The following is a 21,827-nucleotide window of genomic DNA, read 5'->3' on the forward strand; positions in this document are numbered from 1 at the left end:
AAAATCCAGCGTTGGTGTTGTTTACTCTCTGCGATGGCCTTTGTCGCTATTTGTAATAAGAGTAACACGCAAAAACACGTCTAGCGTAATTTAGGTGTATTACCCCATGCTCCCAACGACCGATACACTGCGATCATCGGGGATTTCATTGAATGACAACACGTACAACCCACGTGCGCAAACGCGTGCGTATCGAGCGAGTAATGGGCGCAGTTGTGGCATGACTAACAAGATAGGTGGATGTCCGTTGATCCGCATCGAATCTAGCACTTCTGGCAAGCTACGTTGCAGTTTATCAATCAATGTGGGTTCTAGGGCGAAGCCATCAAGTTGCACATGACCACTTGTTTGCGCCTGACTGAGTGCGCCCATCAGCATTTGTTCCAAATCGCCGGATAAGGTAACGGCAGCCACTTCGTGTGCCGTGCCCACTAATCCGCTGAGAATATTGCGGCGCAAGGCACAGCGAATATCGGCTGAGAGCAAAATTGGGTCTTTCGACAATTCAGAGGATTCGATCAGTGAGTTGGCGATCGTGACGATGTCATTCAGTGACACACCATCAACGGCTAATTGGCGAAACACACGCAATAATTGTTGCGGGGTGAGTTTTTGGCGCAAGTCATCAGCAAGGCGAGTGTTGAGTTGGGACAGGCGACTCATCACACTCTCTACTTCGTCTGGGCCTAAAACATCTTCCACGTATTCGTTGAACACTTTACTGATGTGCGTCGAAATGATGGTCGCGTGGTCAACCACGGTATAACCAAGGTTCACGGCTTTATCTTTATTTGTCGGTTTAATCCATACCGCTTCCATGTTGTAAGCGGGGTCACGAGTCAGAATGCCGTCGACATCCCCAAACACTTGCCCTGGATTAATGGCGAGCAAATGGTCCATTTCCAAATCAACTTTGATCACGTTGGCGTCACGCACCGCAATTTGATATTCGCTTGGCTCAAGACCCAAATCATCTCTGACATGGATTTGCGGGATCACAAACCCGCGCTTTTCAGACAGTGTTTTACGGATACCAGCAAGGCGGTTTAGCACTTCTGCGCCTTGGCGACGGTCGATAAGGCTAACCAGTCGGTAGCCCACCATCAGGCTCATCGCATGAACACGTGGAATGTCAGTGGCGTTGATTTCAAGGTTTTCTTGCAGGGCAGGGCTGCTGTCTACCAGCGCTTCTGCACGGGCGAGGTCTTCGGCAATCTGCGGGCTTTCCGCAGGAGATTGCATTCTCCAGCCCACAAACGCTAGCACAGCGGCAAAGCTTAAGAAGGCAAGATGTGGCATGCCGGGGATGAGACCCAGAACCAGCATCAAACCTGCTACCACAAAGATGACCACTGGCGAGGCCAGCATTTGGCGTGATATCTGGCCAGACAGATCGGAAGCATCGCTAACGCGGGTTACGATGATGGCCGCTGCAGTTGCGAGCAGCAATGACGGGATCTGGGCAACCAGACCATCACCAATGGTGAGCAATGCATAGGTCTTGAATGCTTCAGAGAAATCGAGGCCATTCGAGAACACGCCAATGGCGATACCACCAATGATGTTGATAAACAGAATCAACATACCGGCAATGGCGTCACCACGAACGAATTTTGACGCACCGTCCATCGAACCATAGAAATCGGCTTCGGTGGCGATAGTTTCACGGCGCGTTTTAGCTTCAAGGTGGTCGATAATGCCGGCGTTGAGGTCGGCATCGATAGCCATCTGCTTGCCTGGCATCGCATCCAAGGTAAAGCGGGCGCTTACCTCGGAAATACGTTCACCACCTTTGGTGACCACGACAAAGTTGATGATCATCAGAATGACAAACACCACCATACCGACCACATAGTTACCGCCGATAACAACGTCACCAAAGGCTTGGATAACCTTACCGGCGGCGTCGCCACCTTCGTGACCATGCAGCAAAACCACACGGGTAGAAGCAACGTTCAGTGCCAGTCGTAGCAAGGTCGCCACCAACAAGATCGTCGGGAATACCGAGAAATCGAGCGGCTTTTTGCTGTAGACCGCCACCAACATCACCATCAATGCCAGCACGATGTTGAAGGTAAACAGGATATCCAGCACAAACGGAGGGATCGGGAGCATGACCATTGCGAGAATGGTCATTAGCAGCAGGGGGACGCCCAGCTTTCCTTTCGCCAATAGTTGGCTGATGGTGGCAATTTTCGTTTTCATGATCACGGCTTATCGACGTAGTTCTTCAGGGACAACGACCGTTGGCAGAGCAGGCAGACTGGTTTGTCGACCTTGCTTATATTGATCCAACTGGAAGATGTAATTCAGTACATGGGCAACGGCGACATACAGTTGCGCCGGTACTTCTTGCCACTCGTTCGTGGAGTAGTACACCGCACGAGCAAGAGGGGGAACCTCTATCACTGGCAGTTCGTGTTGCTTAGCGATTTGACGAATCTGTAGCGCGGCTTCGTCTACGCCTTTGGCGACAACAAACGGGGCTTTGGCTTTTGATAAGTCATACTTTAACGCCACCGCATAATGCGTCGGGTTAGTAATAATGACGTCCGCTGTCGGCACGGTATTGGTCAAGGCACGTTGCGACATCTGGCGCTGCAGTTGACGAATCTTGGCCTTAATTTCTGGTCGACCTTCACTGTTTTTATGTTCTTCTTTTGTCTCTTGTTTGGTCATTTTGAGTTTGCGAATGTAATCCCAAGAGGAGTACGGCAACTCAAGAACAGCAATCAAGAGCAACGCAAGGCCATAAACAAACAATCCTGTCCAAAGTAGGTCAAGAAACGCAGGAATTGCGGCGCTGAGCGAAGTGCGTTGCAGCGCGATAATGTCCGTTAAATAGTGGTTGAGCAGGGCATAGAGTGCCCAGCTGATCAGCGCCACTTTCAGAATGCTTTTAATCAGTTCTACCAAGGAGTTTGCAGAGAAAATGCGCTTAACTCCCGCGATTGGGTCTAACTTTGACATTTTCGGCATGGCTGCTTTCGATGAGACGTTCCATCCTCCGCGCAAAAGGTTTGCGCCGACCGTGACCATTAAAATTAGGGCAAACATGGGCGCGATGGCCCACGTCGCGGCGAGCGCACTTTGCCATAAGTACTCTGTCATTTTTGCGGTCGAAAATACCGACTCTTTATCCAGCGCCAACGTCATTTGAGAAATGGTCACGATCATGTCATACATGGCGGAAGAGAAAGCATTCAACAGTAGTGCCGACGCGATGGTCATGAGCGCAGTGACCAGTTCCTTGGAGCGGGGTAAGTTTCCTTCCTCACGTGCTTTTCGGATTTTCTGTTCACTGGGTCGTTCTGTTTTGTCCTGTGAACTGCTGCTGTCGCTCATGGTTAGCCCTCCAGCCTTGTCATTAGCGTCAGGATTTCACCGCATAAACGGGCGAAGTTATCCGGAATGCCTGACAAGGTCAGGAACAAGCACATCAGGCCCAAAAGCATGGTCATCGGGAAACCCAATGCAAACACGTTGAGTTGAGGGGCGGCGCGGTTCATCACACCGAACGCAATGTTCACCAATAGCATTGCCACCACAGCAGGCAGTGACAATAGCAACGCAGCGCCAATCATCCAGTTGAACTGGGTGATCACTGTGTCCAATACATGTTGGCTTGGGAAGTCGCCTACCTGCCAGGTATTGAAACTCTGTACGACGATCTCGAGTGCAACAAGGTGCCCGTTAAGTGCCAGAAACAGCAACACAGCGTAAAGCTGATAGTACTTACCAATAGCTGCAATACTGACGCCGTTGATGGGGTCGTTCATCATTGCCATCCCCAGACCCATTTGTGTCGACAGGATTTGGCCTAAGGTCATAAATATCGAGAACAGCAATTCAATCAACAGGGCTAAGATGCCGCCGATCAGTATTTCTCTGCCAGCAATCAGTATTGCGTCGAGAGAAAGGGGATCGACTTCAGGCATAGGTGGCATCAGGGGAGCGGCAATGATGCAAATCATCATGGTCAAGCCAACGCGCACTTGCGCGGGCATGTTAGCGCCACCAAAGATAGGCACTAGCATCATGAAGGATCCAATGCGAAGAAACGGCCACCAAATCTGGCCAAACCACGCCGTGACCTGAGCGGCAGTTAGCTCGAACATTGGCTATCCAATCAGGTGGGGAATGTCTTGGAACAGCCGCGCAAAAAGGTCGCCCATTTTACGCATCATCCAAGGGCCCGCAAAACCTAGCATGGCAAGAGTGACCAAAAGGCGAGGTAAGAAGCTAAGGGTTTGTTCGTTGATTTGTGTCGCGGCCTGAAAAATACTCACGACCAAGCCGACCAATAGACCCGGCAACACCAGCACACACACCATGCTGACAATCAGCAGTAAGGCATCGCCAAAAAAAGCGGCAATGAACTCTGTTCCCATCATCAGCCAAAACTCGCTGTTAGGGTGCCAACCAGCATGGTCCAGCCATCAACCATCACGAATACCATCAGCTTGAACGGCAGAGAGATGATCAGTGGAGACAGCATCATCATACCCATCGCCATCAAGACGCTGGAAACAACGATATCGATGATCAGAAAGGGCACAAACAGCATAAAACCAATCTGGAAAGCAGTTTTTAGCTCACTGAGCACAAACGCCGGCATCAACAGCAACAGCTCTATATCCTCATCAGGGTTATAGGCTGGCTCATTGGCAATGCGTAAAATTTGGTCGAGATCAGCTTCCCGTGTTTGTTGCAGCATGAAGGTTTTTAGTGGCACTTCCGCAATCGACAGCGCTTGTTGAAGCGTGACCTCACCGCTTTGATACGGCTGAACGGCGTTTTCATGAATGTCATTGATGACGGGGCGCATGATAAACAGCGTCAATGTCAGCGCGATACCAACCAGTACACGGTTGGGAGGACTTTGTTGCAAGCCAATCGCTTGGCGTAAAATGCCCAACACGATGATGATACGGGTGAAACTGGTTACCATCAAAAGCATGGCTGGCAAGAAGCTCAGCATGGTCATCAGCAGGAAAATCTGCATCTTGACGCTGTATTCTTCCGTGCCATCTGGCCCAGTTATGCTGAGCACAGACAAATCCTGCCCGAAAACGGGCAGGCTGCAAAGGAAGAGCAATAGTGCCAGCAGAGGCTTGTGTCGCATTAGCCTGCGAGCCCCTTGAGCATGTCTTTTTCATCAACAACATTCACAAGGCGCAGGCCGTATTTGTTGTTAACAATAACGACTTCTGCATGGCCAAGTAGCGTGCCATTAACACGCACATCCATTGGTTCACCACTGAGCTTATCTAGCTCAATCACAGAACCGATGGAGATATTCATGAGATCGCCAACCATGAGCTCAGTGCTCGCTACTTCCAATGTCAGGTTGACAGGAATGTTGCGGATGAAGCCCATGTCGTTGCTGCTGCTTGCCACTGTCGGCAGAGTGTCAGCACCAAGTCCGCCCAGATCTAAGTCATTAAGATCGAGCGTTAAATCAGAATTTAAGTCAGTCATGATGCTCTATTACTGTTCGATGATATTTTGAATTTGCAGCACCAAGGTTGCGTTGTTTTCTGCAACCTTCGCGGTAAATAATGGGGTTTGCCCTGCACGAACCACCACTTCACTTGGCAACTCTACCGGTATCACGTCACCGACTTTTAGCGCCATGATGTCGCCAAGCGGTAATTGACGCTCGCAAAGCGTACTGTGAAGACGAATAGGCGCTTTTTTCAGCGTGGCATTGACGATACGTTGTAGCTCAGGGTCCGTAGCAACATCTTCACTTTTCGCTTGTTGGTCACGAAGAAAATCCAAGCCATTGGATGGAAGACTGATATCTACCCAACCTTTATGACCACCAACATTCATTGAAAAACGGCACACCTGATAAAGCTGACCGGCTTGCGCTGATGAACTCAGTTGTAAGCTATTACGCGACTGCAATTGGCACTGCCATTGCGTCACTGTCTGCCAAGCGATGGAGTACTGATGCAGAATTTGGCTGAAGAAACGTTCTACCAAGCGAAGCTCAGTGTCACTGATTTCAGTTCGGCCTTTTGACAGCCCTTTGCCGCCAAAAAACAAATCAACCAAAAAGAACTGTAAGTCCCGTTCGATAGCCAATGTACCGCCTATGTTGTGCGGTGAAACATTAAACTCACGGTAAAGCGACTGCTTGCTCAGCGGTTGCAAATATTCCTGCAGTTTTATGGCTTCTTGTTGCAAAAATTGAAACTCCACAGGGCAACGCAGCGTGTGTTGAAACATCTGCTTTGCCAGTCGTTCAAATTGTTTGCACACATTGTCAATGATTGCCTGCACGGCCCCGACGCGATGTTCAGGGCTGGCTAGATCATAGGCCCTGACTTCGCCAAGTTCAGGTTCAGCGATGATTTTACTTCTCTTAGTCATAACCATTGGCAATAGATAAACCGCATTACGAACATCGTATTCGGTAAAAAACGTAGAGGCCGGATAGCACCGACAGTCTTTCGTAAAAGTGTGTTTTTTGTCATTGCGTCGATTATTCAATCACATAGAGCGAGAGCAATTAGTGGGGTTTTGCGACAGTAGTCAATCATATTAGACAAAAAGTGTCGGGAGACTACGGATTGAGCAGGGTTTTGTCAATCACAAGCAATTGACTATTTATTTGGCGATCTTTCATTTCATGATCCTAGTGCCATTACCAATTTCTATTAGAGGGAAAAACTCTCAATTTGTACTTGGGTGGATATAATTATCCCCCTTCTAGGCATGTCCAGATAAATGTGCGGTTTGGTGTTATTTTTGCAGCATGTGCGGATTAATTATCTGGATATTGTTAATTTTGACGTTTAAATGGCTAGTGTATTATTTTTGCGTGTCAGAAATCAAAAAATTGACAGTTGACTTGACGTCGAGATTGTTTTCTTATTCGCGCCTGAGGGTGTGGATGGAATTGTAGACATGCAGTTTTAAGACCCAAACAAGGCCACTTTCTCGCCAAAAGAGCGAGTTATGCGCAGTGACATGTCTGCTGAATACAGCCCCATTTTTCCGGCTTTCAGTGTCGATGCTTGGTCTCGTTTGGTGGATGAGCATGAAACAATTACTCGCCTAGTTTGGTTCGCGTTTTGCTGGAGATCGAAGTACCTCATGAGGCGCTTACTTACTTTATTAATTTTGTTCACACCGGTTGCCTTTTCCGCGGAACGTATTTGGCTGTCTGACTTAGACGGTAGCCGTTGGCACTTTGATGGTAATGAGAGTCGTTGTGAACTTACGCACCAGATTAATGGTTTTGGTTCTGTTCAAATCATTGCTTCGCCAGATGAAGCCATTAGCGTGCACGTACAACCAAAGTCTGGCAGCCAGATTGAGAAATTGGTGTCGGTCGAATCGATCCCACCACCTTGGCATGTCGATGTATTGAGTACATTTGAATACACCGGCGAAGTGGATGTGCGGCTTGATGGTGGTGTGACACTAAAAAAAGCGCAGTCGCTTTATGACACACTTGCTGGTGGTGATTGGCTTTGGATTAGTGTTAAAGGCCAGCAAAACCAAATTCACAGCCTTCAAGTACCGAATGTGCATTTTCCTAGTGCATCTGAAAAATTCAATGCGTGCCGCGCGAACATGTTGCCAATCAGCTACGCCTCGGCGCGTAATACCACGATTCACTTTGAGCGTGACGAATACCAAATCGGACTCGACGAAATGGAAGACTTGTCGTTGATTGCCGAACTGCTTGCCAATGACAAAGCGATAACCCGTGTGTTGGTTGATGGCTATGCCAACGATGCAAAAGGCAGCGTGGCGAACCTGCGACTTGCTCAAGCTCGCGCAGAAGAAGTCGGTTCCGTTTTAGCAGAAGCGGGTGTGCCTTTGGCAAAAATGGAATTTCGCTGGCACGGTGATAGATACCTTGTTGCCGACGATACAGAAAAAAATAAACAGAATAAAAATCGGTACGTTTCTGTACGTTTAATTAAGAAGGCCGTGTCGGGTAAATCATGAAACAAAAATGGCAAATACTGATGCTTCAGTGCCGACATGTTCAGCACTCTCCGCGTTTGGCGACGCAACATGTGGACTACGAATTGACTCAGACGCAGAGCTGGGATGAATTCGCCGCCACACTGCAGTCAGCCAAATGGGATATGGTGCTGATCCCAAGCCAATATGCGCAGGGTGTTGATGCTGCTGAGTTGCTTGGGCATCGCGTACTTAAGCAATTTGGTGGGCCAGCTGTTGTGGTTGCTATGGGCGATCAGGCCAGCTCAGTGTCTCGTGCCATGCAACACGGCGCGGTCGATTACTTGCTGGCTCCGTTCGAATCTTTCCACCTGTCGCAGCTAGTGAACCGATTGAAAACCATCGGACACGGCAATAGCGATGTGGTGACAGAATCTGCACACAACCGCCAATTGTTTCAAATGGCTCAACGCGTGGCACAAACTGATGCCTCTGTGTTGATCAACGGTGAAAGTGGCACGGGTAAAGAAGTGCTCGCGCGATTTATTCACAATGCCTCACCACGAGCCAATGGCCCTTTTGTTGCGATTAACTGTGCAGCACTACCAGAGAGCATGATTGAGTCCATATTATTCGGTCACGCCAAAGGCGCATTTACGGGCGCGATACAGTCTCATCCAGGCAAATTGGAAGTCGCGAACCAAGGCTCTTTGCTGCTTGATGAAATCGGTGAGCTGCCTTTGGCAATGCAAACGAAATTGCTGCGTGTCCTGCAAGAGCGAGAAGTTGAGCGTTTAGGCTGCAATAAGAAGATCAAACTCGATATCCGCGTGTTGGCTGCAACCAATTTGGATCTGGAAGTGGCAGTGGCAGAAGGGCGCTTTCGTTCAGATTTGTACTACCGACTGAACGTATTCCCGTTGCAATGTGCGCCGCTGAGAGAGCGCAAGCAGGATATCTTGCCGTTGGCGAGCAACATGATTAAGCGTTATGTGCCGGATTATCACGAGTCTATTGGCTTTTCGAGTGACGCCAAGCAGTTGCTGGAAACCTACCCATGGCCGGGCAATGTTCGTGAACTGGAGAACGTAATTCAGCGTGCGATGGTGCTTAGCCGTGGCTGCGTGATCCGTGCAGAAGACTTGATGCTGCCAGGGGCATTCGCCATGTCTGATCTGCCTGAACTGGACGCAGTGGTTGTAGATACCCCTGCGCCGATAGAACCTAATCGCCAGCGTATGACGAACGACAAACCCAGTTTGAGAAAAAGCCGAAAACTGGCGGAGTTCGATACCATTATCGACACGCTACGTCGGTTCGATGGGCATCGCAGTAAATCGGCAGAAGAGCTCGGTGTGAGCACACGAGCGCTTCGCTACAAAATTCAAACCATGCGTGAAAACGGGTGGGACATTGAACAAATCTTAGCTCATGGCCCGAACGATTTGGCTGAGCCTTCATTCCACTATTAGGGTCAACAGACCCTAGACAGTACCAACCCTCGTAGAGAATGCTGAAATGCAAAATGACCTAATGGGCTTAGACAGTGTTCTGAGCCAAATCAGTGATGTTCGCCAAAGCGTGACGGACATGAACGCGATTTCAATTGCACCAAATCCACTGAGCAATGGTGCTGTGGGCCAAGTTTCTTTCACCGATATTATCTCTAACGCGATTCGCAATGTAGACAGTCAAGGTCAGGAAGCATCGCAAAAAATGACCGCTGTCGACACCGGTCAAAGCGATGACTTGGTCGGCGCGATGATTGCCAGTCAGAAAGCGAGCCTATCGTTTACCGCCATGGTACAGGTGAGAAATAGCGTCATGATGGCGTACGACGACGTCATGAAAATGCCGGTTTAATGGGTGGGATCGGTGACCAATTTTTTGAAAAACAAAATGACCCTGCTTAACGGCACAGTCACGCCTCAGCGTGTGCTCGGTGGTACACGTTTTGTTGCTTTGCTGAGTATTATTGCTGTCGCGGTTGCCGTGGCAGTGGTGCTTGGTTTGTGGCAAGGCGGAGAATACCGTCCACTGTATGGCGAGCAAGAACAATACGATCGCAATCAGGTGATTGCCGCACTTGAACAGAACCGTTTTGATTACTATGTCGAGCCGCAAAAAGGCAACATCATGGTAGAGCGTGCCCAGATCGCGAAGGCGCGTATTGCCATGGCGGCGGCAGGTATCGAAGCGGCAAAACCGACAGGGCTCGAAATCCTGACGCAAGACTCTGCGCTCGGCACCAGCCAGTTTGTGGAAAATGCCCGTTACCGTCATGGTCTTGAAGGTGAACTTGCTCGTTCAATCATGACGCTTGAAGGCATCAGCAATGCACGTGTGCATTTGGCGATTCCTAAGCAAACCCTCTTTGTTGGACGTAACAAAGATCTGCCATCCGCATCGGTCGTGGTGGTGTTGATGCCGGGGCGTGAGCTTCATGGTGACAACATTTCAGCCATCGTGAATTTGGTTGCGGGCAGCGTGTCGGACTTGCAAGCCGAACGCGTTAACGTGATTGACCAACACGGCAACCTGTTGTCGAACCAAATTGGTAACGGCGCTGGCCTCAGCAGCCAAGGTAATAGCCAACACCTGAGCTATATCCAAAAGCTAGAAGGTGAGTACGTTGAGAGTGCAGCGAAAATGCTGCGTCCAATGGTTGGCCTCAATAACTTCCAAGTGGAAGTGGCTGCCAATGTGAATTTCGACCGTATTGAGTCCACCGAAGAAACCTACGCACCGCAAGGCACAGTGAGAAACGAATACAACTCGTTTGATAGCGACAGCCAGAAAGACGCCGCAGGTGTACCGGGCGCACTCAGTAACCGTCCACCGGAAGAAGATGGCGAAGCCGAAGATAACCTCGTGAAAAACCGTGGTGAGTCATCGACGGACTACGCCATTGACCGCACGTTAAAGCACATCAAATACCAGCAAGGCACCATCGAGCGCGTTAGTGTTTCTGTGTTGCTTAATGGCGAACCGGATCGTTTTACCGCTGCGCAGCAAGACAATATTCGCGTGATGCTATCGGATGCGTTGGGATTAGATGAAGCGCGAGGCGACAAACTGAGTTTGTTCGTCCACCCGTTTAATACCGAAGCCCCAACCTTACTGACCTCGACACCGGAATGGTGGATGGAAAGCATCTGGCTGGACTACTTGCGCTATATCCTTTCCGCGATTGTTGCCTTGGTGATATTGCTGGTGATCATTCGCCCGGCTATCCGTGCGCTGTCGGGCACTCCTTCACGAAAAGAGCAGCGTAACCTTAACGTTGACGCCAATAACGACGTGCAAGGATTACCGCCAACCGCGACTGCGCTAGAGCGTACAAACGCAGCGGCGCCAGCATTGGCGGCAGAAAATGAAGGGGTTGTTGAGGTGATCACGCCCGCAGCAGCCGTGAAAGAATTGCCAGACTTACCGACGCCGGAAACGGGGTTAGAAGTCCAATCATCGTATTTGCAAATGCTCTCTGAGCGCGAGCCTGAGCGCGTCGCTCATGTTGTAAAACAGTGGATCACACCGAAAAATGCAGACAGTTGAACTTAACGCCGGCATAGAGCATGCCGCTATCCTATTGCTCAGTATGGGAGAAGAAGCTGCCGCGAACGTGTTGAAACAACTCGATCGTGAACAGGTTCGTCAACTGACCATGGCAATGGCCAGTTTGCCTGCGCTGAAAAACGACGAAGTGTCACAGGTGTATGGCCGTTTCTTTAACGACTTTAAATCTGAATCCGGCATTTCAGGCGCATCTCGCGCCTACTTAGAACGCACGCTGAACAAAGCACTGGGGCGTTCATTGTCCCAACCGCTGTTGAACTCGATTTATGGCGACACGCTCAAGCAGAACTTGCAGTCTTTGCAGTGGTTAGAGCCTGCAAAAATCGCGGAATTGATCAGTAGCGAGCACCCGCAGATGCAAGCCGTGTTCTTGGCCTACCTTGACCCGGAGATTGCGTCAGAAGTCTTGATGCGTTTGCCAGAAGACAGCATGGACGATCTGCTGTATCGCGTAGCCAACCTAAGCGAAATCCATCCAAGCATGATGGAAGAAGTGCAGGTGCTGATTAATCGCTTCCTCGATCAGCCGACGCACCAAAACAGCACGCCAATCGACGGTACCGATCAAGCCACGGCGATCATCAACCGTCTGCAACCAGCGCAAAGCATGAAAGTGCTGAAAGGATTGAAAGAGCACGACCCTGAGTTGGTTGAGCGCCTTGAAAGCAAGATGTACAACTTCAGTATTCTTGAGCAGCAAAGCGAAGAGACGCTGGAGCGACTCATTCAAGACATTGACCAAGACACCTTGGCTATCGCACTTAAAGGTGCAAGCCCAGAGCTGATGGACAAAGTTTTTGCCACCATGCCAAAACGTGCTGCGCAATACTTGCGTGAAGCGATTGAAGGAAAAGGCCGCGTGCGTATCAGTGCGGTGGAAGAAGCCAGAAAAGAAATGGTTGCCTTACTTCGCCAGCTCAGTGAGTCCGGTGACGTTGAGTTGCAACTTTTCAGTGAGCCAGTAATGGAATAACCATGAAAAAAAATAGCCCACTGATCCTGCACCCACAACTGGGTCAATTTCGAAACTATCACTTTCCGCCTTTAATGGGGTCAGATGATGACATGTTCGCCGAAGAAGGCACAAGTTATCAGGATGACTACCAAAATGGTTTTGACGATGGTCAGCAAAAAGGCCATGAGCAAGGCTATCAGGAAGGTTTGTCGCAAGGCATCGAAGCGGGTACGCAGCAAGGTCTACTCGAAGGTAGACAGCAAGGCGTCCAGCAAGGTGTTGAACAAGTGCGCGGGCACATGAGTGGCTCTGTTGCAGCGGTAGACCAACTGACCAAGCAGATTGAAACCCTTTTTCATCAGCATGTTCGCGACCAAAGCGAAATGATCTGCGATTTGGTGCAGAAGGTGGCTCGTCAGGTGATTCGTGCCGAGCTAACCCTTCAACCAGGTCAAATGTTGAGACTGATTGAAGAGACCTTGGCACAAATCCCAGAGCAGAAAAGTCAGATCACCGTGTTTTTGAACCCGAGTGATTGCCAGCGTTTGATTGAGCTAATGCCAGATGCAGTGTCTGGTTGGGAGTTGCGACAAGACGAGTCACTGGCAACCGGCAGTTGCCGTGTGATCAGTGAAGATGCAGAAGCCATCGCCGACACCGAAGAGCGATTGGATGCCTGCATGGATGCGGTGCGTGAGAGCTTGATGGCCGATGCGTGATTTTGCTTCTGAACTCACGGCGCGTTTAACCACTGCCAGCCAACACATTCCAGACATTCCGGTGGCGCGCAGCTATGGGCGCTTAGTCAGAATGGCTGGCCTTACTATGGAAGCGGTAGGGTGTCGTTTGTGTACCGGTCAGCGTTGTTTGGTGGAAACCGATCACGGTGATTTGGTGGAAGCGGAAGTCGTCGGGTTCGATCGCCACGCCACCGTGTTAATGCCCATTCGGCACACCACGGGGTTGCGCCCGGGAAGCCGTGTGTTGCCATTGCACGGTGACAGCAAAATTCAAGTTGGCCCAAACATGTTGGGGCGTGTTCTCAATGGGTTGGGCGAACCGCTAGACAGCTTAGGACCGCTTTATTGCGAGCAGCGTGTCCCCTTACAAGGGGAGAGCATCAACCCGCTCAAACGCCAGCCTATTTCTGAGCAGCTTGATGTGGGCGTTCGCGCAATCAATAGCATGCTCTGCGTGGGTAAAGGTCAGCGGTTAGGCTTGTTTGCAGGTTCAGGCGTCGGCAAGAGTGTGTTGCTGGGTATGATGACCCGCAACACCACCGCACAAATTACGGTTGTCGGTTTGATTGGTGAGCGTGGCCGAGAGGTGCGTGAATTTATCGAGCATTCGTTGGGCGAAGAAGGCATGCGCAATGCCGTGGTGATTGCCTCGCCAGCGGATGATTCACCGCTGATGCGACTTCGCGCTTCTGTTCTTTGCCATCGCATCGCCGAATACTTTCGCGATCAGGGTAAAGATGTCCTATTGCTGATGGACTCGCTGACGCGATACGCACAAGCCCAGCGTGAAATCGCGTTGGCTGTCGGCGAACCGCCAGCCACCAAAGGCTATCCGCCTTCAGTCTTTAGTCTGTTGCCTCAGCTTGTCGAGCGAGCCGGTAATGGCGCGAAAGACAGTGGCTCCATCACCGCGTTTTATACGGTTTTATCCGAAGGCGATGATCAGCAAGACCCTATCGCCGATGCAGCGCGTGCGATTTTGGATGGTCACATTGTTTTGAATCGTGAATTGGCAGAGCAGGGACACTATCCCGCTATCGACATTGAACAGTCGATCAGCCGAGCCATGCCGCAAATTGTGTCACCCGATCATCTCAGACGCGCACAAAGGGTGAAGCAACTGTACGCCCGATACCGTCAGGTTCAGGAGCTCATTTCACTTGGGGGTTATCAGCCGGGCTCAGATCGTACGCTCGATCTGGCTGTGCAAGCATACCCTTCTATTTGTCAGTTTCTTCAGCAAACCATGAACGAGAAAGTCACGCTCAATGACAGCCTTGGACAAATCATGCAATTACCGGGTGTAGAGTAATTATGCGACGTATTGCTGCCGTCTCAGGCTATCGTGATCAGCAACAAAAGCGATTGGACGATTTGAAAGCCCAAGCGGGAAATGCCACTCGTACCCACTTGGCGCATCAAGAACGTTTCGAATTACTAGAAGGGTTGAAGACCCAATATGGGTTTTCAACGGGCAATCAGGTGTCGGCCATTTTAATGAAAGGCACGGTGCGTTTTCGCGGACAGCTAGAAAGTTTGAGCGTGATGCAAAAGCAAGAGATGGCGCTATCTGAAATCGAGCTTCGCAGCGTCAATGAGCGCGTGGTCTCTCAGCATCGACAAGTAAAGATGTGCGAGAAAGTGATTGAAAAGCGTCTTACCGCCATCAATCAAAAGAAAGCCAAAAGCGAGCAGAAGATGATGGATGAGCTGGCCATGCAGGCGAGTTTTCGTCGTCGTTTGTGTCGCTAACGGTTGCTAACTGGATATCAGAGAGCGGATAAGTCCACTCTCTAAGGCGTGATCTGATTTCAAAAGCGAGTGCGGTTGAAAATTAGAGATTGGGCGCGTAGCTAAATGCGTTTTCAGGTTTTAGCAGTTTGTCAAAAATCTGCTTTTGTTGAGCCAGTAAACGACCATTGGCGTTGTTCTGCTCTTGGCAACGTTTTGCCAGATCGTAAATGCTCTGCCAGTGAGTCAAACCTTGTCGACCATAGGCTTCAGGCAATGCAGCCAATACCTTCCTCATTCCCGCGTCATCGGCGGATACACCCAGCAATTCAAGACACTTCACTCTGCGCTGTGCGCGTGAATTTAGCGAATCCATCAAGGGCTGAACGCGGGCATTAATGGTATTGAGTGACTGACTTTCTCGACGGTTCAAGAAGGTATGTTGCTGCGACAGCAGAGATTCAAGATCTGCATATTGCGCAGCGTCGTTTGCCAGATCAGACAATAGGTTTTTCACAAGGGTAGTGCGATCGGTCATGATTTACGTCGAGCCTGAGAATGTGGTTGATGAAGCTTTTTCGCCATGGCAACACGACGTGATTGCGTTATTTATTGCGCGTTACCTGTCGTGTTACTTAGATGGCGAGTAATACTCAACGATGCTGTCGGCTAGGTTGTCTAGGTTCACGTCGAGGTTGCCGCTTTTCAGCATGGCTTTCATTGCTGCCACTTTATCCATATCCACGTCAGAAGCGTGCTTAATGGACTCTTTCGCCGCATTTAAGGTGCGCATGTCGGCACTTAGTTCAACATTTGACGCTTGCTTGGCTGGCGTTTTTTCTGCGCCAACGGTATTTGTTTCACGCACATAGCTTGTGGACTGTGTGAATCCAATGTTTCCGATCATCGCCCAATACCCAAATAATCTGTGTTCTGATAATAACAAGACGACCACATTTGTTGAGAACTTAAGTCAAAAAATGAAAAATTGTGGTCGCGGCAGATCAAAACGTGGTGGAGACGGTACCGGGCGCAGAAACCGTAGCCTGAATCTCTTTCTCTGAGGTGATGTTTTTCACCCGAATGGTGTCGCCCTCACTGCCACTTTCCAAAGCAATGCCCTTCATTCGGGCGAGCATATTATCGCGTCGTGCTTCAATAATCACCACATCATCGCGCTTCACCCACTCAGGCATCTCCACCAAGCGGGGAGTGAGCACACGCCCTGCAGACACGTTTCTGCTCACCACCTTGCCGATAAGTTTTTTCTTTTCAGTGAAGTAACTGTATCGAACGTAGGCGATATTGACGGCTTTTGAGCTTAAATCGCCGCCTTGAATACTTTGTCCACGTTTTAGCGGTTTTTTCGCCACTACCATATCAACCGTCACAGCCGATTGGGCTTTGACTCGCGTTTTCCAATAACGGGGCTGTTCGCAGATGAGTGTGAGTGTCATGCGCCCCACTGGCCTGCTTGGGTCGCTCAGTTCCATCTTCACAGGGGTGTCGCACACACCAGGGATCTTAAATTCATCCACCGTGACATCAACGGAATGACTGTTTATCGAGCGTGCAAACGCGTTGACTGACCGCTCAATGTAAGCGACCACCTCCTCGCGACTTAGCGTTGATGCGTTGGCCTGTGCCACGGGCGCTGCTAACAACACACCAAGGAGTGCCCAACTGCACAGAAAATGCAGGAGGAAGCGTTGCTTCCGCTTAGGGGCGGACTCCTGTGCGATCTGTTCGTAACTCATTGAAAAATTAGCCTCAAATTGTTTGGCACGATAAATGCTTAATGGCAGAGAATTTATATTGTGTGACGGACAACATGGCCATCGATTTTGAACAAGCGTTAGGGGTTCACCCGAGTGCTTTAGCGTTTAGAACTGAACGCGCAAAGGTCATCGCCGGCAACTTAGCGAATGCCGATACCCCTCACTTCAAAGCGCGTGATATTAGCTTTGAAAATGCGATGGATAGCGTGGCGAGTCAAGCGCGAACGAAGCACATGCAACGTCGCAGCATATCGCAACACCACGAGATGCTTTATCGCAACCCGATGCAGCCCTCGCAAGATGGTAACACGGTGGAACTGGGTATCGAACAAGCGAAGTTTGCTGAAAATGCCATGGCATTTGAGACCAGCATGACGTTTTTAAACATGAAGTTTAGCGGATTACGATCTGCGATTAAGGGGCAGTAATAAAGCATGTCTTTTTCAAGCATTTATGAAATCGCAGGCTCTGCGATGACCGCTCAAACCGTACGCCTTAACGCGGTGGCGAGTAATCTCGCGAATGCGGATGTGGTGTCAGGCTCTGAGCAAAATGGTTACCGTGCAAAACGTCCGGTTTTCGAAACCGTGATGATCGAATCAGACGGCGGCACACAAGGCGCGATGGTACGAATTAAAGACGTACAAGAGAGCACCGAGCCTCTTCAGCGCCGCTATGAGCCGAATCACCCGCAGGCAAATCAAGAAGGGTATGTGTTCTTTTCACAAGTGAACCCGATTGAAGAAATGGCCGACATGATGTCTGCATCACGCAATTTTGAAACCAACGTCGATGTGATGACGCGTGCACGAAGCATGCAGCAAAGCATTCTGCGCCTTGGACAGACGAGCTAGGAGCCGGAATGAGCTTAGCACAAGTAAGATCGGAAGCGATGTACAACGCTCCGGGCGTAGCAAGTGAAGCGCAAGTGGGTGCCAATGGCGTTAACCCAACGGGTAACGACTTCCTCACCATGATGGTGGCACAGATCCAAAACCAGAACCCATTGAACCCGACAGACGGTACGGAATACCTGACCCAGTTGGGCATGATGTCAGCGGTTGAAAGTTTGGAAGGCGTGAAAGCTGGTTTAGGCAACTTGAACATCGGTATGACCAACGTTGAGATGCTTCAAGCCACCAACCTTGTTGGCAAGAAAGTGCTGATGGACGTGAACAACGGCCTTGAGCTGAAAGAGAACCAAGTGGTTGAAGGCCGCGTGCAGTTCGATGAAGCCGTAGACAGCGCAAAAGTGGTGATCTACGACGACAAAGGCAAAGTTGTTGACGAAATTAAACTGGGCGCACAGCCAGCCGGTCTTGCTGAGTTCGAGATTTCAGCGGAAGAGCTTGGCGCAGGCGAGTTTCATTTTGAAGTTGTGAGCGAGACCGGCGATGACGCGGGCACACACAGCGTGATGATTGCGGCGGAAGTCGAATCAGTGAATATCCCTTCTGGTGGCGGCGCGATCATGCTGAGCCTGAAAGGCATTGGGAAAATGTCGATGTACGACATGCGTGAAATTACGGCCTAACGGTTGAACAAAGGATCTTAAATAAATGTCTATCAATATCGGATTAAGTGGCCTTCGCGCAACTTCAGACCAAATCAATGCCATCAGCCACAACATTTCCAACGTTGGCACCATTGGCTACAAAGCATCACGTACCGAGTTTCAAGATGTTTACGCACCGCAGTTTGGTGGCGGCGAAATGGGTGGTGTCGAAACCAGCGCCATTCGTCAAAGCTTTACCAGCGGCGCAACAACAGCAACAGGCCGCAACAGTGACCTTGCGATTAACGGTGAAGGCTTCTTCATGGTTCAGAACAATGGTCAGCAAATGTATTCGCGTAACGGCGTATTCAACTTGGATGCCGATGGCTACCTAGTTACGTCGGATGGCTACCGTTTGCAAGGTTTCGGCGTATCGCAAACAGGCGATATCCAAAACGGTTCATTGACCGATCTGCAAATCTCAACCGCAGACATGGCAGCAAAAGTGACCTCAAAAGTGTCACTGGGCGTGAACTTGGATGCGGGCGCAACCGTGGTTGATACAACGGCGACGCCGTTCGACAAAGATGACCCATCATCGTTTACTTTCAGCGCGACCACCACCGTATTCGATTCACTGGGCGGCGAGCACGAAGTAACCCAATACTACGTGAAAACCGACGACAACAAGTGGACCACGCATTACTTGGTGGATGGCGATGCCGCGCCTACCGAGAGCGCTAACTTAGAGTTTGACGCCAACGGTGAGCTAACCAAACCAACAGAGCCAGTGTCGTTGACGTTCACGCCAAGCAACGGCTCAGCGGAAATGACGCTGAAAATGGACGTGGCTGATTTCACCCAATTTGGTAGCGAGTTCTCCATCAACGAGAACAAACAAGATGGTTATGCACCCGGCAAGCTAGCGGGTTGGTACTTCGACCAAGACGGTTCGGTGTTTGCGCGTTACTCAAACGGTAAAACACAGGTTCAAGGCCAATTGGTGCTGGCACGTTTTGCTAACCAAGAAGGTCTGCAGCAAGCAGGCGGTACACGTTGGACGGAGAGTTTCTCTTCCGGCTCTGCGTTGTATGGTCAGCCTGGTACGGGTCAATTTGGTGCGCTGCGTACAGGTATGTACGAAGGCTCTAACGTGGATCTAACGGGCGAAATGGTGTCTTTGATGTCTGCGCAAAGTAACTACCAAGCTAACGCCAAAACCATTCAGGCTAACCAAGAAATGGTTCAGATCCTGTTCCAGAACCTGTAACGGGCTAAACCATGGATAAGATGCTTTTTACTGCTGTATCGGGTGCGACACGCGTGATGATGTCGCAACAGGTACACGCCAATAACCTTGCCAACGTGAGCACGGACGGCTTCCGCACGGATATCGAACAGGCGCAGAGCGTCGAGGTGACTGGTCAGGGTTATCAAACTCGCACCTTGGTTGCCGCACGCGATGGCGGCACTGACTTCTCGGTTGGTGCGCTAAAGCACACCGATAACCCGTTGGATGTTGCCATTCGTGGCGACGGCTTCTTTGCCGTTCAAGCGGGCGAAGACGATGAAGCCTACACCCGTGCTGGCTCGTTTCACCTGAATGAAAACGGTGAGTTGCTGCTGGGTGATCGCCCTGTGATTGGCGACGGTGGTCAGATCGTGATTCCCGAACATGAAAAACTGACTATTGGCTCTGACGGTACCATTTCCGTGGTCACTGCAGGTGCTACTGCAGTGCAGGAAATCGGTCGCCTCAAGCTCATCAAGCCGGATCACGCGCAGCTACGCAAGTCCGATGATGGTCTTTTCCGTATGCGAGGCGGAGAGCCTGCAGCAATGGATGAAACTGTCACCGTGGCGTCAGGTTATGTAGAAAGCAGCAACGTTAACGCCATTGATGCCTTGGTCAACAATATCGCGTTGTCCCGAAATTTTGAGTTCCAGGTCAAGATGATGAAAGCCGCTGAGGATCTTGCCTCTACCGGTAATCGCGTTGTCCGTGGTAACTGATCCTCGTAAGAAGAGAGATTCACTTTATGCACGCAGCACTGTGGGTAAGCAAAACGGGTCTTGCCGCGCAAGACACCCAAATGCAGGTTATTTCGAACAACCTAGCGAACGTTAACACGGTTGGCTTTAAGCAAGATCGTGTGGTGTTTGAAGACTTGTTCTACCAAACCCAAAAGCAACCAGGTTCGTTGACGGACCAACAAAACGAAGCGCCGGGCGGCCTTCAGCTAGGTAATGGTGTTCGCACCGTGGGTACGCAAAAGCTGATGCGCAGCGGTTCGTACCAAAACACCCAGCAAGCGACTGACATGGCGATCATGGGCGGCGGTTTTTTCCAAATCGAAATGCCAGATGGCACCACTGCGTTTACGCGTAACGGTCAATTCCACCGTAACAGCGAAGGCATGATGGTCACCGCCGCGGGTTTGCCTTTGATGCCCAACGTGGAAATTCCAGAGAACGCGCTGAACTTTTCCGTGGGTAAAGACGGCATTGTGAACGTGACCATTCCCGGTGACGCTGAGCCACAAGAGCTGGGTCAATTGACGCTAGCAAACTTTACCAACCCAGCGGGTTTGGAAGGTTTAGGCGGCAACTTGTTCCGTGAAACGGGTGCGTCAGGTGCACCGATTGAAGGTGTGCCGGGTGAAGACGGTTTGGGCTACCTCAGCCAGTTCAGCCTTGAAGGTTCAAACGTGAGTGTGGTGGAAGAAATGGTCAATATGATCACCACGCAACGTGCTTACGAAATGAATGCCAAAGTGGTTTCAAGCGCCGATCAAATGCTGAAATTTGTCAGCCAATCAATGTAATCAATAAGGGTCGGTAGGTGAATAAATCGTCCGTGAGCCTGTCTCATCAAGGTCATTATCAACGTCACTATCAACATAGTAAGATCGTGAACGTGTTTCGACTGTTTGCTGCACTTCTTTGTGCAGTATTGGTCGGGTGTGCGCCTGTTTCCTCGGTGGTTGACCGTCAACCGGAAGAGATTGTTCCGCCAATGGAAATGCCGGAATACATTGCCGACCCAGATGGCGGCCTGTTCAGCGCCAATTATGCGATGGCGCTGTTTCAAGATCGCCGTGCGTTTCGTGTGGGTGACATTCTGACTATCACGCTTGATGAACAAACCCGCTCGAGCAAAAAAGCGGGCACCAGTTTTGATAAGAGCAGTGATGTGTCGATTGGCGTTCCCACCTTGTTTGGTAAGACATACCCGAAGGGCCAAGTGGGCATGAACGGTGAGCGTGATTTTGATGGCGCATCATCCAGTTCACAGCAAAACTCCCTGTCGGGCAGCATTACCGTGATGGTTAACGACGTGATGCCTAATGGCGTGCTGCGTATTCGCGGTGAAAAATGGCTGCGCCTGAATCAGGGGGATGAATATATTCGTCTGTCTGGCCTTATCCGTGTGGATGACATTGATGGAAACAACCAAGTTTCTTCTCAGCGTTTAGGCGATGCTCGTATTACATACTCTGGTCGTGGTGCGTTGGCTGACGCCAATGAAGCGGGTTGGCTCACGCGATTCTTCAACAGTTCATGGTTCCCAATTTAATGACTCCCAATCTAAAGACTCTTGGAGTACGACACGCGTTTGCGCG

25 protein-coding genes are annotated in these 21,827 nt (G+C 50.3%); 15 read left to right on the plus strand and 10 right to left on the minus strand.

The window, feature by feature from the left end:
* Nucleotides 1–99 precede the first annotated feature (99 nt).
* Genes flhA through L4D06_RS17385 form a run of 7 tightly spaced genes read right to left on the minus strand, consistent with a single transcriptional unit; the run spans nucleotide 100 to nucleotide 6,381 of the window.
* On the minus strand, nucleotides 100–2,205 hold the full coding sequence (gene flhA, locus L4D06_RS17355) for a flagellar biosynthesis protein FlhA (RefSeq protein ID WP_429740537.1): 2,106 nt from the start codon (nucleotides 2,203–2,205) through the stop codon (nucleotides 100–102).
* Between the two features lie 9 nt (nucleotides 2,206–2,214).
* Nucleotides 2,215–3,345 carry a flagellar biosynthesis protein FlhB gene (gene flhB / locus L4D06_RS17360; protein ID WP_429740538.1) on the minus strand — a complete coding sequence of 377 codons (1,131 nt, stop codon included), beginning with the start codon at nucleotides 3,343–3,345 and terminating at the stop codon, nucleotides 2,215–2,217.
* Between the two features lie 2 nt (nucleotides 3,346–3,347).
* Nucleotides 3,348–4,118 (minus strand): flagellar biosynthetic protein FliR, encoded by a 771-nt coding sequence (fliR, locus tag L4D06_RS17365; protein ID WP_429740539.1) that lies wholly within the window; start codon nucleotides 4,116–4,118, stop codon nucleotides 3,348–3,350.
* A 3-nt stretch (nucleotides 4,119–4,121) separates the two neighbouring features.
* Nucleotides 4,122–4,391, minus strand: a complete 270-nt coding sequence (gene fliQ / locus L4D06_RS17370; protein ID WP_274164493.1) for a flagellar biosynthesis protein FliQ — start codon at nucleotides 4,389–4,391, stop codon at nucleotides 4,122–4,124.
* A 2-nt stretch (nucleotides 4,392–4,393) separates the two neighbouring features.
* Nucleotides 4,394–5,125 carry a flagellar type III secretion system pore protein FliP gene (fliP, locus tag L4D06_RS17375; RefSeq protein WP_274164397.1) on the minus strand — a complete coding sequence of 244 codons (732 nt, stop codon included), beginning with the start codon at nucleotides 5,123–5,125 and terminating at the stop codon, nucleotides 4,394–4,396.
* A complete protein-coding gene (gene fliN, locus L4D06_RS17380) occupies nucleotides 5,125–5,481 on the minus strand; it encodes a flagellar motor switch protein FliN (protein WP_274164398.1) in 357 nt (118 codons plus the stop codon). Before fliN ends, fliP begins: the two co-directional genes overlap by 1 nt.
* 9 nt (nucleotides 5,482–5,490) lie before the next feature.
* Nucleotides 5,491–6,381, minus strand: coding sequence for a flagellar motor switch protein FliM (locus L4D06_RS17385; protein ID WP_274164399.1), 891 nt, complete (start codon nucleotides 6,379–6,381; stop codon nucleotides 5,491–5,493).
* 588 nt (nucleotides 6,382–6,969) lie between these two features.
* Here L4D06_RS17385 and L4D06_RS17390 point away from each other — a divergent pair.
* From L4D06_RS17390 to L4D06_RS17425, 8 genes are read left to right on the plus strand one after another with little or no spacing between them, the layout of a single operon-like run.
* Nucleotides 6,970–7,971 carry an OmpA family protein gene (locus tag L4D06_RS17390; protein ID WP_274164400.1) on the plus strand — a complete coding sequence of 334 codons (1,002 nt, stop codon included), beginning with the start codon at nucleotides 6,970–6,972 and terminating at the stop codon, nucleotides 7,969–7,971.
* On the plus strand, nucleotides 7,968–9,401 hold the full coding sequence (locus L4D06_RS17395) for a sigma-54 interaction domain-containing protein (RefSeq protein ID WP_429740540.1): 1,434 nt from the start codon (nucleotides 7,968–7,970) through the stop codon (nucleotides 9,399–9,401). Before L4D06_RS17390 ends, L4D06_RS17395 begins: the two co-directional genes overlap by 4 nt.
* A 46-nt stretch (nucleotides 9,402–9,447) precedes the next feature.
* On the plus strand, nucleotides 9,448–9,792 hold the full coding sequence (gene fliE / locus L4D06_RS17400; protein ID WP_274164402.1) for a flagellar hook-basal body complex protein FliE: 345 nt from the start codon (nucleotides 9,448–9,450) through the stop codon (nucleotides 9,790–9,792).
* 12 nt (nucleotides 9,793–9,804) lie between these two features.
* The gene (gene fliF / locus L4D06_RS17405; RefSeq protein WP_429740541.1) at nucleotides 9,805–11,484 is read left to right on the plus strand and encodes a flagellar basal-body MS-ring/collar protein FliF; all 1,680 of its coding nucleotides are present in this window, start codon (nucleotides 9,805–9,807) and stop codon (nucleotides 11,482–11,484) included.
* Nucleotides 11,471–12,478: a flagellar motor switch protein FliG gene (gene fliG / locus L4D06_RS17410; RefSeq protein WP_274164404.1), complete on the plus strand. Its 1,008-nt coding sequence runs from the start codon at nucleotides 11,471–11,473 to the stop codon at nucleotides 12,476–12,478. The genes fliF and fliG overlap by 14 nt, the downstream gene beginning before the upstream one ends.
* 2 nt (nucleotides 12,479–12,480) lie before the next feature.
* The gene (fliH, locus tag L4D06_RS17415; protein WP_274164405.1) at nucleotides 12,481–13,179 is read left to right on the plus strand and encodes a flagellar assembly protein FliH; all 699 of its coding nucleotides are present in this window, start codon (nucleotides 12,481–12,483) and stop codon (nucleotides 13,177–13,179) included.
* On the plus strand, nucleotides 13,172–14,512 hold the full coding sequence (fliI, locus tag L4D06_RS17420; RefSeq protein ID WP_429740542.1) for a flagellar protein export ATPase FliI: 1,341 nt from the start codon (nucleotides 13,172–13,174) through the stop codon (nucleotides 14,510–14,512). Before fliH ends, fliI begins: the two co-directional genes overlap by 8 nt.
* 2 nt (nucleotides 14,513–14,514) lie before the next feature.
* Nucleotides 14,515–14,952, plus strand: coding sequence for a flagellar export protein FliJ (locus tag L4D06_RS17425; RefSeq protein ID WP_274164407.1), 438 nt, complete (start codon nucleotides 14,515–14,517; stop codon nucleotides 14,950–14,952).
* Nucleotides 14,953–15,034: 82 nt separating this feature from the next.
* On the opposite strand, the gene L4D06_RS17430 is transcribed toward L4D06_RS17425, so the two are convergent.
* The 3 genes from L4D06_RS17430 to flgA form a co-directional block, all read right to left on the minus strand.
* Nucleotides 15,035–15,469: a flagella synthesis protein FlgN gene (locus L4D06_RS17430; protein ID WP_274164408.1), complete on the minus strand. Its 435-nt coding sequence runs from the start codon at nucleotides 15,467–15,469 to the stop codon at nucleotides 15,035–15,037.
* A 93-nt stretch (nucleotides 15,470–15,562) separates the two neighbouring features.
* Nucleotides 15,563–15,838 (minus strand): flagellar biosynthesis anti-sigma factor FlgM, encoded by a 276-nt coding sequence (gene flgM, locus L4D06_RS17435; RefSeq protein WP_429740543.1) that lies wholly within the window; start codon nucleotides 15,836–15,838, stop codon nucleotides 15,563–15,565.
* A gap of 97 nt (nucleotides 15,839–15,935) precedes the next feature.
* Nucleotides 15,936–16,688 (minus strand): flagellar basal body P-ring formation chaperone FlgA, encoded by a 753-nt coding sequence (gene flgA / locus L4D06_RS17440; protein ID WP_429740544.1) that lies wholly within the window; start codon nucleotides 16,686–16,688, stop codon nucleotides 15,936–15,938.
* Between the two features lie 74 nt (nucleotides 16,689–16,762).
* Here flgA and flgB point away from each other — a divergent pair, with 74 nt between their 5' ends.
* The 7 genes from flgB to flgH all read left to right on the plus strand — a co-directional run bounded on the left by flgB (nucleotide 16,763) and on the right by flgH (nucleotide 21,781).
* Nucleotides 16,763–17,137 (plus strand): flagellar basal body rod protein FlgB, encoded by a 375-nt coding sequence (gene flgB, locus L4D06_RS17445; RefSeq protein ID WP_429740559.1) that lies wholly within the window; start codon nucleotides 16,763–16,765, stop codon nucleotides 17,135–17,137.
* Nucleotides 17,138–17,143: 6 nt separating this feature from the next.
* Complete coding sequence (gene flgC, locus L4D06_RS17450; RefSeq protein ID WP_429740545.1) at nucleotides 17,144–17,563, plus strand: flagellar basal body rod protein FlgC; 420 nt, start codon at nucleotides 17,144–17,146, stop codon at nucleotides 17,561–17,563.
* A gap of 8 nt (nucleotides 17,564–17,571) precedes the next feature.
* A complete protein-coding gene (locus L4D06_RS17455; protein WP_274164412.1) occupies nucleotides 17,572–18,243 on the plus strand; it encodes a flagellar hook assembly protein FlgD in 672 nt (223 codons plus the stop codon).
* Between the two features lie 25 nt (nucleotides 18,244–18,268).
* Complete coding sequence (flgE, locus tag L4D06_RS17460) at nucleotides 18,269–19,474, plus strand: flagellar hook protein FlgE (protein WP_274164413.1); 1,206 nt, start codon at nucleotides 18,269–18,271, stop codon at nucleotides 19,472–19,474.
* An 11-nt stretch (nucleotides 19,475–19,485) separates the two neighbouring features.
* A complete protein-coding gene (locus L4D06_RS17465; RefSeq protein WP_274164414.1) occupies nucleotides 19,486–20,217 on the plus strand; it encodes a flagellar basal body rod protein FlgF in 732 nt (243 codons plus the stop codon).
* A gap of 26 nt (nucleotides 20,218–20,243) precedes the next feature.
* Nucleotides 20,244–21,029, plus strand: a complete 786-nt coding sequence (gene flgG / locus L4D06_RS17470) for a flagellar basal-body rod protein FlgG (RefSeq protein WP_274164415.1) — start codon at nucleotides 20,244–20,246, stop codon at nucleotides 21,027–21,029.
* Nucleotides 21,030–21,115: 86 nt separating this feature from the next.
* Nucleotides 21,116–21,781 (plus strand): flagellar basal body L-ring protein FlgH, encoded by a 666-nt coding sequence (flgH, locus tag L4D06_RS17475; RefSeq protein ID WP_420791219.1) that lies wholly within the window; start codon nucleotides 21,116–21,118, stop codon nucleotides 21,779–21,781.
* The last annotated feature ends 46 nt before the right edge of the window (nucleotides 21,782–21,827 follow it).

Source organism: Enterovibrio makurazakiensis (assembly GCF_050336585.1).
Classification (GTDB): domain Bacteria; phylum Pseudomonadota; class Gammaproteobacteria; order Enterobacterales; family Vibrionaceae; genus Enterovibrio; species Enterovibrio gelatinilyticus.